This window comes from Pseudobacillus sp. FSL P4-0506, assembly GCF_038003025.1.
In the GTDB taxonomy this organism is placed as follows: domain Bacteria; phylum Bacillota; class Bacilli; order Bacillales; family Domibacillaceae; genus Pseudobacillus.
The window spans coordinates 222,338-237,500 of sequence record NZ_JBBOOI010000002.1 but is presented as its reverse complement, the minus strand read 5'-3'; the positions used below and the strand labels follow the sequence as shown (position 1 = coordinate 237,500).

The 15,163-nt window shown below is 37.8% G+C and carries 14 protein-coding genes and 9 tRNA genes (1 of these 23 only partly in view); 19 read left to right on the top strand and 4 right to left on the bottom strand.

What is annotated here, in order from left to right; all coding sequences use genetic code 11:
• From MKZ02_RS23210 to MKZ02_RS23155, 12 genes are all read left to right on the top strand, one after another.
• Positions 1 to 69: transfer RNA gene (locus MKZ02_RS23210), tRNA-Met, on the top strand; it begins 5 nt to the left of the window's first position.
• 3 nt (positions 70 to 72) lie between these two features.
• Positions 73 to 149 (top strand) — tRNA-Asp (locus MKZ02_RS23205).
• A 51-nt stretch (positions 150 to 200) separates the two neighbouring features.
• Positions 201 to 276, top strand: a tRNA-Phe gene (locus MKZ02_RS23200).
• Between the two features lie 37 nt (positions 277 to 313).
• Positions 314 to 398: transfer RNA gene (locus tag MKZ02_RS23195), tRNA-Tyr, on the top strand.
• A 7-nt stretch (positions 399 to 405) separates the two neighbouring features.
• A tRNA-Trp gene (locus MKZ02_RS23190) sits at positions 406 to 479 on the top strand.
• Between the two features lie 17 nt (positions 480 to 496).
• Positions 497 to 572 (top strand) — tRNA-His (locus MKZ02_RS23185).
• A 12-nt stretch (positions 573 to 584) separates the two neighbouring features.
• A tRNA-Gln gene (locus MKZ02_RS23180) sits at positions 585 to 659 on the top strand.
• A 9-nt stretch (positions 660 to 668) separates the two neighbouring features.
• Positions 669 to 742: transfer RNA gene (locus MKZ02_RS23175), tRNA-Gly, on the top strand.
• 11 nt (positions 743 to 753) lie between these two features.
• A tRNA-Ile gene (locus MKZ02_RS23170) sits at positions 754 to 827 on the top strand.
• Between the two features lie 909 nt (positions 828 to 1,736).
• The gene (locus MKZ02_RS23165; protein WP_340856798.1) at positions 1,737 to 2,852 is read left to right on the top strand and encodes a M20 metallopeptidase family protein; all 1,116 of its coding nucleotides are present in this window, start codon (positions 1,737 to 1,739) and stop codon (positions 2,850 to 2,852) included.
• 197 nt (positions 2,853 to 3,049) lie between these two features.
• Positions 3,050 to 4,315, top strand: a complete 1,266-nt coding sequence (locus tag MKZ02_RS23160) for an MFS transporter (RefSeq protein ID WP_340856796.1) — start codon at positions 3,050 to 3,052, stop codon at positions 4,313 to 4,315.
• A 75-nt stretch (positions 4,316 to 4,390) separates the two neighbouring features.
• The gene (locus MKZ02_RS23155) at positions 4,391 to 5,635 is read left to right on the top strand and encodes a M20 metallopeptidase family protein (RefSeq protein ID WP_340856794.1); all 1,245 of its coding nucleotides are present in this window, start codon (positions 4,391 to 4,393) and stop codon (positions 5,633 to 5,635) included.
• A gap of 377 nt (positions 5,636 to 6,012) precedes the next feature.
• On the opposite strand, the gene MKZ02_RS23150 is transcribed toward MKZ02_RS23155, so the two are convergent.
• Together MKZ02_RS23150 and MKZ02_RS23145 are read right to left on the bottom strand one after the other, a co-directional pair.
• Positions 6,013 to 7,653, bottom strand: a complete 1,641-nt coding sequence (locus MKZ02_RS23150; protein ID WP_340856793.1) for a sensor histidine kinase — start codon at positions 7,651 to 7,653, stop codon at positions 6,013 to 6,015.
• Positions 7,650 to 8,360, bottom strand: a complete 711-nt coding sequence (locus tag MKZ02_RS23145; RefSeq protein ID WP_340856792.1) for a response regulator transcription factor — start codon at positions 8,358 to 8,360, stop codon at positions 7,650 to 7,652. The genes MKZ02_RS23150 and MKZ02_RS23145 overlap by 4 nt, the downstream gene beginning before the upstream one ends.
• Before the next feature lie 105 nt (positions 8,361 to 8,465).
• Here MKZ02_RS23145 and MKZ02_RS23140 point away from each other — a divergent pair, with 105 nt between their 5' ends.
• The 7 genes from MKZ02_RS23140 (at position 8,466) to MKZ02_RS23110 (ending at position 13,634) form a co-directional block, all read left to right on the top strand.
• The gene (locus MKZ02_RS23140) at positions 8,466 to 9,644 is read left to right on the top strand and encodes a DUF418 domain-containing protein (RefSeq protein WP_340856791.1); all 1,179 of its coding nucleotides are present in this window, start codon (positions 8,466 to 8,468) and stop codon (positions 9,642 to 9,644) included.
• Entirely contained in the window at positions 9,641 to 9,871 is a 231-nt protein-coding gene (locus tag MKZ02_RS23135) for a hypothetical protein (RefSeq protein WP_340856790.1), read from the top strand. Before MKZ02_RS23140 ends, MKZ02_RS23135 begins: the two co-directional genes overlap by 4 nt.
• Entirely contained in the window at positions 9,872 to 10,138 is a 267-nt protein-coding gene (locus MKZ02_RS23130; RefSeq protein ID WP_340856787.1) for a hypothetical protein, read from the top strand.
• A 661-nt stretch (positions 10,139 to 10,799) separates the two neighbouring features.
• Positions 10,800 to 11,693, top strand: coding sequence for a putative RNA methyltransferase (locus MKZ02_RS23125; protein ID WP_340856785.1), 894 nt, complete (start codon positions 10,800 to 10,802; stop codon positions 11,691 to 11,693).
• Between the two features lie 109 nt (positions 11,694 to 11,802).
• Complete coding sequence (locus MKZ02_RS23120; protein ID WP_340856784.1) at positions 11,803 to 12,321, top strand: GrpB family protein; 519 nt, start codon at positions 11,803 to 11,805, stop codon at positions 12,319 to 12,321.
• Between the two features lie 312 nt (positions 12,322 to 12,633).
• A complete protein-coding gene (locus MKZ02_RS23115; RefSeq protein ID WP_406910415.1) occupies positions 12,634 to 12,921 on the top strand; it encodes a PadR family transcriptional regulator in 288 nt (95 codons plus the stop codon).
• On the top strand, positions 12,918 to 13,634 hold the full coding sequence (locus MKZ02_RS23110) for a DUF2812 domain-containing protein (RefSeq protein ID WP_340856782.1): 717 nt from the start codon (positions 12,918 to 12,920) through the stop codon (positions 13,632 to 13,634). The genes MKZ02_RS23115 and MKZ02_RS23110 overlap by 4 nt, the downstream gene beginning before the upstream one ends.
• 237 nt (positions 13,635 to 13,871) lie before the next feature.
• Here the strand turns inward: MKZ02_RS23110 and MKZ02_RS23105 are convergent, their stop codons facing one another.
• Complete coding sequence (locus MKZ02_RS23105) at positions 13,872 to 14,519, bottom strand: DUF418 domain-containing protein (protein ID WP_340856781.1); 648 nt, start codon at positions 14,517 to 14,519, stop codon at positions 13,872 to 13,874.
• A gap of 92 nt (positions 14,520 to 14,611) precedes the next feature.
• Positions 14,612 to 14,920 carry a hypothetical protein gene (locus MKZ02_RS23100; protein WP_340856780.1) on the bottom strand — a complete coding sequence of 103 codons (309 nt, stop codon included), beginning with the start codon at positions 14,918 to 14,920 and terminating at the stop codon, positions 14,612 to 14,614.
• Between the last annotated feature and the right edge of the window lie 243 nt (positions 14,921 to 15,163).

The window sequence follows — 15,163 nt, the reverse complement described above, 5'->3', positions numbered from 1 at the left end:
GGTGGAGCAGTCTGGTAGCTCGTCGGGCTCATAACCCGAAGGTCGCAGGTTCAAATCCTGTCCCCGCAATCTGGTCCGGTAGTTCAGTTGGTTAGAATGCCTGCCTGTCACGCAGGAGGTCGCGGGTTCGAGTCCCGTCCGGACCGCCATATTTCTTCCAGCAAGGAGTGTCTTGCTGTTGATATATAATATTCTTGTGTGGCTCAGTAGCTCAGTCGGTAGAGCAATGGACTGAAAATCCATGTGTCGGCGGTTCGATTCCGTCCTGAGCCACCATTTTTTCATTGTCTAAAAAACTATCTCTATTTCAGATGGAGGGGTAGCGAAGTGGCTAAACGCGGCGGACTGTAAATCCGCTCCCTCCGGGTTCGGCGGTTCGAATCCGTCCCCCTCCACCAGTTTGATAGGGGCATAGTTTAACGGTAGAACAGAGGTCTCCAAAACCTCCAGTGTGGGTTCGATTCCTACTGCCCCTGCCAAATTAACTATCATTATGGCGGTCGTGGCGAAGTGGTTAACGCATCGGATTGTGGCTCCGACACTCGTGGGTTCGATTCCCATCGATCGCCCCATATGTATTTTAATGGGCTATAGCCAAGCGGTAAGGCAACGGACTTTGACTCCGTCATTCGTTGGTTCGAATCCAGCTAGCCCAGCCAGTTTTTAATGCGGGTGTAGTTTAATGGTAAAACCTCAGCCTTCCAAGCTGATGTCGTGAGTTCGATTCTCATCACCCGCTCCATTTACATAAATGGGCCTGTAGCTCAGCTGGTTAGAGCGCACGCCTGATAAGCGTGAGGTCGATGGTTCGAGTCCATTCAGGCCCACTTTGTTCCACAGTAGCTCAATGGAAGAGCAATAAATTTACACGTATAAGTTGACTGTTAGAGGTTCGAATCCTCTGGGATATGTAAATTATAAAAAGCACCTGGCCAGTTTTTGTAAAACTGGCCAGGTGCTTTTTTGTACATACTAGGGATTCCCTGAATGTAAAAGGTATCTAGTATCTTTTTAAGTGTGTAATCCCTTATAAGCCTTTTGGCCAACCATTCTTAAGCCTTCTCCTATGTTACAAAATTTTTATATTCATGCTAATAACAATCTGCTTCTGGAACAAGCCATTTAAAAGATCAAATAGTCGTTTATTTTACTCTTCGTCAGAATCACTAAAAAATTTTTTCGGAAAATAAAACACCCATTTCTTTTTTAATGCTTCAACGAACAATAAATATGCATCAAGATGTTTATATTCCATTCATTCTTCTCATTCTTCTTGAGCTTCTTCCTCATTGACCCCTCTCATCGTTATTGATAACAGTATATACAACGCATCTACTTTCTTTAATACACTCTTTGTAATATATTCGTTTCTCTTAATAAATTAAAAGGATCTTTAGTTCAATAAGCATGAACATGACCAAATTTAATACAAGGTTACAGGATAAAAAGGGGGAAAATTTTCACCTGATTAGTAAAAAAAATTACCCTTCTTTGTGGAGCTTTCTTTAATAGAGGGAGGATAAAGGTAACGAAATTTTGGCATAGGATTTGCATATAAGTATGAAAGACTCATGAATGAGGATAGTATTTTGAGTTTTGAAAGCGATTGCTCTCTACATAACGAAGGGGCTATCCAGTTGTCATGTATACGTTATCAGCTGACTGAGCAATGACTCTAATACTAACTACACATTGAATCTTTTTTAGAAAACGCTTAACTCAAGGAGATAGTCACAATGGAAAAGAGAAACTTAGAACTTGCTAAACAATTGCGTCGTGAATTGCATCAACATCCTGAACTTTCTAATGAAGAAGTATGGACAAAACAGCGTTTAATGGATTTTTTGAAAACGCATACGAGTCTTGAAATTGTAGATAAAGGCGATTGGTTCTATGCCACTTACCGGGCTGGAGTATATAAATCCAATATTGCTTTTCGTGCAGATTTTGATGCACTTCCAATGGATGAAGTGATCGATCTTCCATGGGCTTCTCAAATCCCGGGAAAAGCACATAAATGCGGACATGATGGACACTCAGCAACACTAGCAGGATTTGCACTTGAAATTGACCAAAATGGCGCAGACAAAAACGTCTTTTTTCTTTTCCAGCATGCAGAAGAAACAGGAGACGGCGCTGTTCAATGTGCTGCCTTTATCGAGGAGAACCATATTGAAGAAATTTTTGCTTACCACAATATGAGCGGTGTGCCCCTTAAATCCATCAATGTGATAGATGGTACCGCTCACTGTGCTTCCAAAGGCATGACCATCCAGATAGAAGGGGTGCCTGCCCATGCCAGCCAGCCCGAGGATGGGGTCAATCCGGCTTTTGCCATAGCGAAAGTTATCGATGCTATTCCTGAGTTTACTTCTCCAGAGAACAATAGAGGCTTAGTACTCTGCACGGTTGTCCAAGTGGATATAGGCAAAAGAGCTTTCGGAATGTCTGCGAGCAAAGGAGATTTACTTCTGACGATTCGTGCCCTGCATGAGGAAGAATTGGACAAGCTCCAGAAAAACCTTGAAGAACTTGCTTTAACGCAAGCAGAAAGGCATGGACTGAGAGTAAGCTTTTCCTATAATGATACTTTTCCGGAGACGGTAAATCACAAGGAGAGCTCTGATAAAATTCGTCAGGTAGCAAAATCGAAAGGAATGGAATTGGTGGAACTCAAAGAGGCTTTTCGTGCTTCGGATGATTTTGGCCACTATTTAAAGTTAACAAAGGGGGCATATTGCTTTATCGGAAACGGAGTAGATTATCCACAAGTTCATACCTATGAGTACGACTTCTATGATGACCTCATTGAAACAGGAGTTGAACTATTCAAGGGATTAGTTGAATTGTAGCTTCTACACAAATGGTTAGAGGGGGGTGAAAGATTACCCTGTCAGTTAATGAGAGGGACTATGTAATTTGTTGTGATGAGTCATTCTGTAACGATGAGAAGTGATCTTATTAATGCTATTCTCTATTTGGTGAAATGAGTGACACTAGAGGGGATTGGTAAGTCAATATAACAAAAGAAAACGGGGGATAGTGTGATATGAATGAAAAAGGCGGTATTTTTTACGGATGGTGGATATTAGTAGCAGGCTTCCTGATTATGACTTTTTTATATGCGCCTATTGCAAACTTAGTGTCACTTTTTACTAAGCCGGTTACAGAAGAGCTTGGTTTTGGCAGAGCTGAATTTACCATGTATTACACCGTAATGGCAACAACAGCCATGATCATCGCTCCAATCGCTGGCAGGTTAATGAAAAAGATGGACATTAGAGTATACATGACGATCTTTACCCTTCTGGGAGCAGGGGCGTATATAGGTTTTTCATTTGCAACTGAACTTATTCACTTTCTTTTATTTGCCGTACCAATGGGGATGGCTTTGACAGGAGCTGGAATGATTCCCGTCTCCGTTCTGATCACAAACTGGTTTAATGCAAAACGCGGCTTAAGCTTAGGGATTGCTTTGTCGGGAACAGGTTTCGGGAGTATGATTCTTAGTCCTTTAGTTACTTGGATCATCACAGCTCACGGATGGAGAACGGCTTATCTTGCGATTGGGATTTTAATACTGGTTGTACTCGTTCCATTGATTATATTTGTTATTAAATTAAGCCCGGCTGATAAGGGTCTACTGCCTCTAGGCGAAGAGGAGACTTCTAATGGTGCACCACAGAAAGAATTAGTAGGCGTCACTCAAAAGGAAGCATTCAAGTCGGTATCATTTTGGGCTCTTTGTGCAGGAATCCTTGTCGGGGGAATTGTTGTAAATAGTATGATTATCAATTTGGTCCCTTATTTAACAGATATAGGAACTCCAACCCAACAAGCTGCATTGCTACTATCATTAGCCTCAGCGATGGTCATTGGGGCGAAACTTTTAGTCGGAAGATTATATGACAAGCTAGGATTAATCAAAACGTTAACTTTTATCGTTGCGTCAGATATTATCTGTTTTCTGTTTTTACTGAAGGCCAACTTATTAATTCCTGGTATTCTTTATACATTATTTTCAGCATTAGGTTCAACAGCTGTTACAGTAACACCTGCCTATCTTACAGGAGCGCTTTTTGGTGAGAAAGAATACAGTTCAAAATATGGAACAGTTGCTCTGTTTACTTCGTTGGGTGCAGCTGTAGCTCCGATAGCAGCAGGGTTGATTTATAATATTAATCATTCATACGGGCTGCTGATCAAGGTGTTAATTGCACTTGCGGTTGTAGAGTTTGTCTTATTCTTTATTGCCATTAAATCAAAACCAAAGTTTGATTTAAATTCAGATATTTCACAACAAGATGCACTGTAACTTCATTATAAAGAAAAAAGAATGTTCCTCCCATCTTTAAGGCAGGAATTTCAAGAGAAAGGAAGAATCAGCATAATGGCTAAGACTATTACAAATATGGGTAATTTTTTTGAAGAAGCAAAGAAGTATGAGGAACAAATCATTAAAGATCGCCGGTACTTACACCAGTACCCAGAGTTGGGCTTTGATCTTCCAAACACTCAAAAGTATATTCGTCAGCGATTAGATGAGATGGGGATTGAAAACAAGCCATGTGGTGTCGTGCCTGAGGAAATTACAAAAAAATATGAGAAGGCTGGATTTGGAGCACAGAAACATTGTACAGGTGTCGTAGCGACTATTGGAACAGGGGAACCGTGTATTCTTCTTCGTGCCGATATGGATGCACTGCCGCTTGAAGAAGAATATGAATCCGAATATAAATCAAAAAACCCTGGCAAAATGCATGCCTGTGGTCATGACTCACATGTTGCTATGTTATTAGGCGCTGCCCAAGTATTAAAGAATTATGAAGATCAACTGCAAGGAACTGTTAAATTAATGTTTCAACCGGGTGAAGAGTGGGGCTATGGCTCCAAGTTAATGATTGATGATGGATTGCTGCAAAATCCTACAGTAGATGCAGCGTTTGGTATTCATATTATGCCTGACCAAGAAGCCGGTACATTATCTGTTCACAAAGGGACACTTACTCAAGCCATGGATACTTATATTGTTGAAATCCAAGGAAATGGAGGACATAGTTCACAACCACATAAAACCACTGATGCGAATATGATCATGAACCAATTATATACAAGCTTAAATTTATTATATACGCGCGAAGTAGACCCACGTGCTCATGTGACATTCTCTATCGGAGCAATGAGCGGTGGTGCGGTGACCAATATTATCCCTGATAAAGCCGTGTTACAAGGAAATATGCGCAGCTTTGACCAAGAATCAAGAGACCATATGTGCAAGCGAATCCCAGAAATGATTGATCATACAGTGAAAGCATGGCGCGGCGAATATAATATTGTGGACTTCCATACACCAACGACCCATAATGATGAAGACTTTATTGATGAAATCATGCCCGCACTTGAAGATATTATGGGAAAAGAAAATATTACTGACCTTGGAGCATTAGGCGGATCAGAGGATTTCTCTCATATCTCTCAAGCAGTTCCTTCTGCTTTTGTTGTTTTAGGCACGGGCAAAGAGGGAGAGCCGCCTGTTCACAATCCTCGCATGCATCAGAATGAAGATATTTTCAAATACGGGGCAGCCCTGCATGTCCATGTTGCAATGGAGTGGCTAAAAGCTCAACGTAAATAATAAGATATATGTATAGTCAGTTGTTCGATGATCAAATAAAGGTTATTTGTATTCTATAAATAGAAGACTAGCTCATAAATCAACCAAGAAGCATTAAATATAGGCTTCTTGGTTGATTTATTTTCTGAGTTTTAATGAAAACAGGTTACTTTTTCAAACTAAAAGACTTCCTGCTTGTGTTTATTCTCGAAAAACCTTTTGCTTTAGGAATGTACTATTGGGGAAGTTGAGAAGATTGCAAAGGGAATCAATAAATTAGATAACAAGGAAATCTTAAAAAGAGGAGGAGTTGGCGCAACGGTTGTATTGTAACTTAAGAAGGATTTACGAGAAGATTCCGAAGAGGAACCTTCTCGTGTTTTGATGTTTTTTAAAAGTTATTCATTTGGTTGGTTCGACAGCTGAATGGTGAAAGTCGTTCCGTTAGCGTTGGATTGCACATCAATTGTCCCCCCATGCAAATCAATTAATTGTTTTGTGATGGCAAGCCCTAAACCTGTTCCTTCTGCGGCGTCGGTCGTATTGGTTTCCCTGTAGTATCTTGTAAACAAATTGTCGAGTTTCGCCTGCGGAATACCTGGCCCTTTGTCGGAAATCGTTATTGTCGTACTACGGTTTGTACAAGTCGCACTTAACTGAATTGCTTGATCTTCAGGCGTGTATTTTATGGCATTGGAAAGCAGATTATCCATGATTCGCTTTAACGCTAATTTATCGGCATAAACATCACAGCCATGCTCTACCGTTATGTCAATACGCGTATCCTGAAACTGTTCAAGCCAATCGGATAATAAAATTCGTTCTTTGTTTAAATGGACCGCATTATTTTTTAGCTGATACGTATAGGTTAAGTCTTTAATCAATGCGTCCATATAGCTCGCTTTTTCTTGCATCGTCTTGGCGAATTGCTGGATTTCTTCTTTGGACCAATGGTAATCTTCTGAAGCAAGCATAGTCGAATAGCCGTAAATAGAGCTAAGCGGTGTTTTTAAATCGTGTGAAAGTCCTGTAATCCATTCTTCTCTTAATTGTTCTGTATGTTGAAGCTGTCTTTCGTTATAGGCAAGCCGCTCTGATAAATGATTCAATGATGTATCTACTGGCTCAAACAAGCGGTATTTCCTTTTCATTTTTCCAGTTTTCTTATGATAAATAATTTTATCCTTTAAAGGCTCGTATTTAAATTGTGCGAGTCTCTCAATACGGGACATAATATACACAATCGGCCGGATGAATTGCCGAGAAATGCTTAAAGAAAACAAAAGAACACCAATAATTAACAAAATATGTCCGCCAATAAAAACGCTTACTAATAAAATCATGGCTTTGTTAAATGGACCATAAAAAGGTTTATAAGATGGATTATCAAGCCGCACTGCTACAGTATAGTCCCCAACCTGCTTACTTTGCGTTAGCTCTTTTAATTCGAAAATATCATAATTTTCGTCAAGCAAGTCAGCTCTTGTTAATGCTTTTTTAGAAGCACCCCACGTTAAAGTTCTCTGCCACTTTTTATCATAAACATCCACCATCGCACCTGCCTCTTTTAAAATCGCTTTTGCTTCTGCAGTTAACGGTTTTGATGGCTGCCATATTGCTAGTAATTTTTGCAGTATTTCATCCGCCGGCAAATCTGCAATAAATAAAAATGTATAGCCGTCTGCTACCCATTTTTGCATGCCCTGCAGCTCTAAATTCAATAATTGTTCATTTGTAAGATCGCAAATTTGACATACGTCACCTGTGTAATCCAAAATTGTGAGATCTTGATCCAATAAATAAAATTGCCCTAAATTTTCTTCAGCCGCTTTTTCTAATGATTTAGGAAGCTGCTCATTCTCAACAATCCCTTCAAATTCATAGGTTGTTTTCATATGCACATTGTCGCCGACTTTATCGTATATAAAGTAGATAAAAAGACCAAAGCTAAAAAAAATGCTCATAACAAACAGTAAATAAAACACAACAAAATAGCCGCTAAATTTTAAAGTCAGTTTGCTTGAAGGCTTTAATTTCATTTTATTATCTCACCTTGAAGCTTATATCCAATGCCACGGACAGTAACAATGCATTGAGGCTTCCCGGGGTTTTTTTCAATTTTTTCTCGTAGTTTTCGAATATGAACCATAATAGTATTGTCATCATAAAATGTATCGCCCCACACCCGTTCATAAATTTGTTCTTTCGATAACACGAGTCCCTCATTTTCGCATAAATATTTCAACAAATGATACAGTCGACCGCTGATCATCTCAGTCTGTCCATTTACCGTTAATTCGGCAGCAGATCTGTCAAATGTAAAGAAATCGCATGTATAGATAGTATTTGTTCCAGCCCTATCAGTCTCTTTTTGCTTCATATATCTCATCAGCTGAACTTTAATTCGTGCAACTAGCTCTAGAGGGTTAAATGGCTTTGTAATATAATCATCTGCCCCGCTCATAAAGCCAATTAGCTTATCTGCATCACTTGTTTTTGCTGTTAAGAAAAATATCGGTGCATCACTCACGCGCCGAATTTCCTCAGCTACTTCTAGTCCGCTCCCATCTGGTAGCATAATATCGAGTAAATAAAAATCATATGTATTTGTTTGAAGCGTATCTTGAATAGTTTGTACGGTTTTGAAATGCTCAATATTTGTAAATCCCTCTTTTTTAAGTATAATTTCAATCATTTGGGCAATGGCGGTTTCATCTTCTAGCACCGCAATTTTTGCTTCTGGCATCCTTCCACCTGCTTTTAAGATTACTTTAAGGTAGACATTAAGTTTTGGTAAGATTTTCAGTCTACATTATACATATAAGGATAACGATTAAGGAGAGGTTCTGCAATGTCATCAAAGCGTGTGAAGAGCATTGATAGTTTACGTGGATTTAGTTTATTAGGTATTTTGCTAGCAAACCTGCTGATTTTTCAATACGGCATGATAGGGAAAGATCATGTGACTGGTTTGTCCTGGATTGATAAAGGTGCCTATTATATAACAAAAGTTTTAATCGAGAGCTCGTTTATGCCCATATTTACTTTACTGTTCGGTTATTCATTAATTAAGCTTATCGAATCGATACGAAATAAAGGACGCAAAAGCCGATGGGTAATCGTAAGACGGGCCATCGGTTTAATATTGCTAGGACTTTTACATGCTACTTATTTATGGGAAGGGGATATTTTATTATTCTACGGTCTGACGATGTTTTTCCTACTCATTTTTATTAATAGAAAGGCCAAAACATTAATGATTTGGAGCGGTGTGTTTTTCATTTTGAGCACAGCCCTTATGTATGGGCCGCTAAACGATTTAACGGAGAAAGAGCAAACCAAATACGATGCTTACGTGGAACAGGAACACAAGGTTTATGAAAACGGCAGTTATTTGGAAGTTTATGATTTTCGTAATAACGCTATTCCACCGTATTATGATGATCCAATCGAACTGTTATTTGTTCTCTTGCTTTCGCCATTTGTCTATGCGCCGCTGTTTTTAGCAGGAATGGCTTTTGCCAAAATGAATGTATTTGAAAATATACGGGCGGAACAAAAACTATACAAATATGGATCATATCTTGTGCCACTCGCTATCGTATGCAAAATAATGGGCCAATTTACTAGTAACTGGGAAGGGGTTTTAGGAAATGCTGGTGGGCAACTGTTAGCGTTAGGATATGTGTTTTTATTTATGCGTGTATTAACAAGCGGCAAATTTGCTACGTTCGTATATGCATTTGAGCAGGTAGGAAAGCTTTCATTGACCAATTATTTAGTACAGAGCATTATTTGTACGACCATTTTTTATGGCTACGGATTTGGGATGTTCGGAAAAATGGGCGTGTTCGCTGCAATGATCATGGGGATCATGATTTACGCCCTTCAATGTGTGATAAGCATTCAATATTTTAAAAAATGGAAGCGTGGCCCGGTCGAAATGCTTCTGCGTATGTGGACAAATTTCTCATTGAGCGGACGCTTGAAGGAAAAGAAAGGGATGGTTCAAAGAGGAGAAGCCTCATGAAAGTAATTCAATGCGTCATCTATTTAGCTCTTATCTTATTTTTTGGATACAGAATCATTGAAATGCTGCCGCAACTTCTTCATCTTCCATTTGGTTGGGATGCGGGACATATGCCTATTAGGATTTTGCTCCTTTTTGTTTTCTTGAACAAATTAATCAAAGTATGGGCAAAGCGCGATGTTCAAACAGCAGAGCCTTTACACTACGACAAGGGAGATAAGATATAAATGAATGATTGGTATCGATTGTGTATAATCCTGCTTGTATTTGCCGTCCAACATTTGTTATCCACTTGGGAGAAGCCGTATTGGGGGCTTATTTTACCGCTCTTATATTTAGCCACATTAACATTTTTACACACATTAGGAATGGTTGAATGGTCAATGGCAAAATTAATTTTATTCGTTATGATTGGTGAACTGTTTTTGTTTGGATATTGGATTAGCGGAAGAAAGGCTTTATATAATCGAAGAGTAAATGAATTGAAACAATAAATTATTAACTCGAATCCAACCTCGTCGTGACAAGCAGAAAAAAGGGTGGATCACATAAAGCTTAATTCTATAACGTGACAACAACTGCCCCGACGGCAGTGTTACCAAAAGAGGAGTGTTACAGCACTTCTCTTTTTTTTATATCTAAACTACGCCATATAATCAAACTTCATTTTTAAGTTATAATTTATTTAAGGCCAACAAGCTCATGTTGGCTTTTTTGATGCTTGTCCAACCGGGGAGACCGCCTGGAAGGGCTTTTATCTAAGAAAAATTAATTCATTTTTACTAAAACGAGTTTGCTAAAAAAGATATAGAGGAAAAAGGGAGCAATTGTCGTTCGAAACACGGTGTTTAAATGATCAAACTTTGTGATAAAACTGTGGCCTTGAAATAAAGCTTAATTATTTATCAAAAAGTCTAATCGTTTATGAAAAAGCTTTGCAAGTACGACAAAGACTCGTTATTATTTATCTGTAGGTTTAATCCTATCTATGTAAAAAAGGAGTTAGTTTCATGATTATTCAATTCATTCGTTATAGATAAAAATGGGTATAGACTATTTTCAAATCCAACTCATGTTTTTTTTGAAAATATGATGAGGGTTTATTTGTCTATGCCTTTTTCATTTATCTAAAAACGAATGAATGAGGTGACTTCTTTGTTACAGGAGAATAAAAGAATAAAGAGTGCGAAATATGTGAGCCATTTTGAAGGCATTTTTGCTTGCCCAATTTGTAATTCATCTATGAAGGTTATGGAGTTTAAAAGTTTAGTTTGCTCAAATCATCATACGTTCGATTTTGCCAAGCAAGGATATGTAAACTTGATGACTCACTCAGTAAATACCAAGTATAGCAAAGGTCTTTTTGAAGCACGAAGAAAACTTATTACCGAAGGTGCATTTTATAAACCGCTCATCCATGAAATTGCAAAAATGATAGATGAACACACTGATAAGACAGAAGAAATACTATCTATACTTGATACAGGCTGTGGCGAGGGTTCACATCTTGCTGATATTTGCGATATTGTTAGGTCTGGCTTTTTCAAAAGCGTAGCAGGAGTAGGCATAGATATTTCTAAAGAAGGCATCATGGCAGCTTCTAAGCGCTACTCTAATAAGATTTGGGCTGTGGCTGACCTTGCTAACACACCATTTAAAAACAAACAGTTCGATGTTATTCTGAATATCTTATCTCTGTCAAATTATGCCGAATTTAATAGATTGTTGACATCAGGTGGCTTACTAATTAAGATTGTGCCTCAAAGCGGTTACTTAAAAGAGTTAAGAGAACATCTTTTTCATCATCCTGAAAAACAAAATTACTCTAATTCAGAGACTGTAAAGAGATTTAATGAGAGGTTTCAATTTGTAGAAAGTTCAAGATTGAGCTATACCATAAACCTTAATAAATTCTCACTTGAATGGTTGGTTCACATGACTCCGCTAACTTGGTCAACAGCAGAAGAGCAGGTAAAATCTTTTTTTAATGAGGATTCCACTCAAATAACTGTTGATGTGGACATATTAATCGGTAAACATGCCATATAGAAAAAACAAATAGTCTTTTTTTCAACTAACAGGCGCTTTAGTGGAGTAAGGGGCTTTAAAATAACAGGTATTCGGATTGTTTGTGTGAAAAAGCAAGGGGGTGCGTTTAATGAATATAAAAGTTGTAGGTTATAATCAAAATTGGAACAATGAGTATAAAAAAGAAGAACGGTCTATTAAGACTTTTCTTCAAAAAGAACTGTTGAATAGTTTCCATATTGGCAGTACATCCGTTCCAGGTCTAAAAGCAAAACCTATCATCGATATTCTACTTGTCGTCAAAGACATCAGTAAATTAGATACTTACTCTGAACAATTTGAAAGCATTGGCTATGAAGTCATGGGTGAGTTCGGAATAGAAGGAAGAAGATACTTTCGTAAAGGCAGGGATAATCGGACTCATCACATTCATGCTTTTCAGTATGACAATGTACAAGAAATTGAAAGACACCTGTCGTTTAGAGATTATCTTCGCCAACATCCAGAAATAAGTAAAGAATATGGAGAATTAAAAAGTAAATTAGCTGAAAAATATCCCACTGACATTGATGGCTATTGTGATGGTAAAGACAATTTTGTCAAAAAAATAGAAAAGAAAGCCCTTGAATGGCATTGGTCAATCCGTTAATACTAAGAATTTTTTAGAGATAATAAAGTTATTTAAAAATCCTTGTTTCACTAATGGAACAGTTTAGTTGTAGAAGAACAATGAACAAGAACATCATTTACTTTTAGATTTAGTGAAGAGCCCGGCATAAGGGTTCTTTTTTTACTGTATAAGAAAGGTATCATAAATTAATGTATCATTTTATGATATAACTCTAGACATATATATCACATCATGATATATTGTTTACAGATAGATATATCGTTTTATGATATATCCTAAGGTGATATAGAGGGTGATAGATTGAATAAATCGGAGCAATTAACAGACTCAATGTTTTACATTATGGCTGCTTTAACGAAACCAAGGCACGGTTATGCAATTATGAGCTTAATTGAAGAAACAACAAAAGGTGCCATTACGATAGGTCCTGCTTCAATGTACACGATTATTAAAAAGTTATTAAAACAAGAGTGGATTTATTTGTATGATGGTTCGGATTCAAGGCGTAAAACCTATCTGCTTACTGAAAAGGGCAGAGACGTATTAGAAGAAGATGTGAAGCTAAGAAAACAGATGATTCAATTAGCGGAAGCTGGGTTGAAGGAGGTTGAAGAATGAGACAAACAAAGTATATTACGTCAGGTGGATTAGCTTTTTCTGAAGATAAGGACATGGAAAAATTGCGCCGATTTTCTTTGAAGGGATGGCATGTCAATGACTTTAAGTTTATGGGGTATACGCTTGAAAAAGGAGAAAGCTCAGATTATATCTACAGTGTAGATTATCGTTCATTAAAAGAGGATGAAGAAGAGGAATACTTTGACTTTTTTTCATCCTGTGGATGGTCGCATATTGCCTCAGAAGGAGATATTCATTTATTTCGAGCACATCCTGGTACAAAGCCGATTTATAGTGACCGTGATACATCAATTGAAAAGTATGAAAATTTAATTAGTTCCATGAAGCCCCTAGCAATTCCGTTAGTTTTAATAACAGTACTCACATGGGTTGGAGCGATGATAAGCTCTGGCACCTTAGAATCAGTACTTCGTGTAATAGCTATTGTTTTAACTGTGTTTGCCATTCCGACAGCATGGACTGTAACTGCAACCTACAACAACAAATGGAAGGCAAAAGAAAAAAAAGGACTCGTTCATCTATCGAAAGCGATACCTATCCTTCTCTTCTTAGTGGCTGTTATTATTTTGTTATTTGTCGATGGCAGTCCCATTCAACTTATAGCGTCTATGATCATTGGAGCAATCGCACTTCCAACTGCTATTTGGGTCATCATGTCTCTTTATCATAAAATGGGGGCGAAGAAAGCTTAGTATAGGAGTCAAATAATAAAGTCTTTAGACATGGTGAGCTATCAAGTGCGTTAGTTCAATAGGAAGCAAATAACTTTATTATCTGTACACAATTAACTCGTCATGGCTGTCGTCTATTTTTATTATTTTGACCATTATACTTTCAATCAGTTTAAAAGGCAGACAAAATGCGCTGATATTTGCGCATCTCGTCTGCCTTATTATTGTTTAATTGAATACAAGACATTCATAGCGTCATTACTTCCTCATGGCTGCTGTATTTCTGCCATATGTCATAAATCGCCATACTTTTTCTAATGGCCCCATCTTAAAGAATTTAAACCAAATGACGCTATAAATGATTTGAATCGTAAAAATAATGATGGAAATAATGACAATGTTTATCGGCGAAACCACTTCAAGATCCATGAGTGAAATGATGGCCAGCCCGATAAAGCTTTGTGCCCAATAATTTGTAAACGCCATCTGGCCAACCTTGGCAATCGGCTGCAGAAGTTTTGCCATGCGTTTATTTTCTAGGATGACAAACATGCTCGATAAGTATAAATAGGTTGTCGGTATTGTACCTAAAGCAATGATTTCTTGAATATGTTGATCGTTACCTTGTGATGCGAACCAGATCCAAATAGAGAAACCGATAAACAATGGAAAGGTAACGATTTGGAGCCATCTTATCTGAACGGACAAATCACTTATTTTTCTAATCCAATTCGCTTTAGCTGCTAAAAATCCAGATAAAAACATAATGAAAATAGTAATCGCATCATTCCCAAGAAAGGTAAAAATCTTTGAGAACATCCCCATGTTTGGAGCAAAGACCACCAATAATAGCGATAAGATGTGCACTGTAATCAATCCGCCAAGCCACTTGCTAATTGTTGACACCTTTGCCCGATAAAAAGGGATCAGAAGGAAGCCGATAACGGCATAGGGTACTAGAATAGAACCCCAAAAAAATAAAAAATGAATAATACCGATTAACAACAGAGCGAATAAACGTCTGGCAAAGCGCCAGCGTGGCTTATCCCCACGACTTTCAGCACGCGAGGCAAAAATATAAAACCCCACACCAAATAGAAAAGAAAAATGGAGAAGAATTTTTTCTCTACAAGAATATCGGTTAATACAGCAACGATTCCGTTCATACCGTTATAATCTGGAATCACCGTGTCATCAGTAAGGATTTTAAAGGCCCCTACATTAATTAACAAAATCCCAAATAAAGCAAAACCACGGATAATATCTAAGGAAATGATTCTTTCCTTTTGTGTAATGGATGGATTCATACTCTACTACTCCCTTTTAAAAGTTATCTTTGTAAAGCGAGTATAACGCCCCAACCTTACACGAATTTAATGTAAACCTTACATTAACCTTAAAACATTAAGTACCATAAAGCCGCAAGTGGAGTTAGTATAGTTTTGTGCTCAAATTATTGACTCAAATCCAGCTCGTATCTTTTAAAACAAAATTCAATAACTTTATTGTTGTGAATTTAAAATAAAATTTGATAATGGATAATAAAAAAG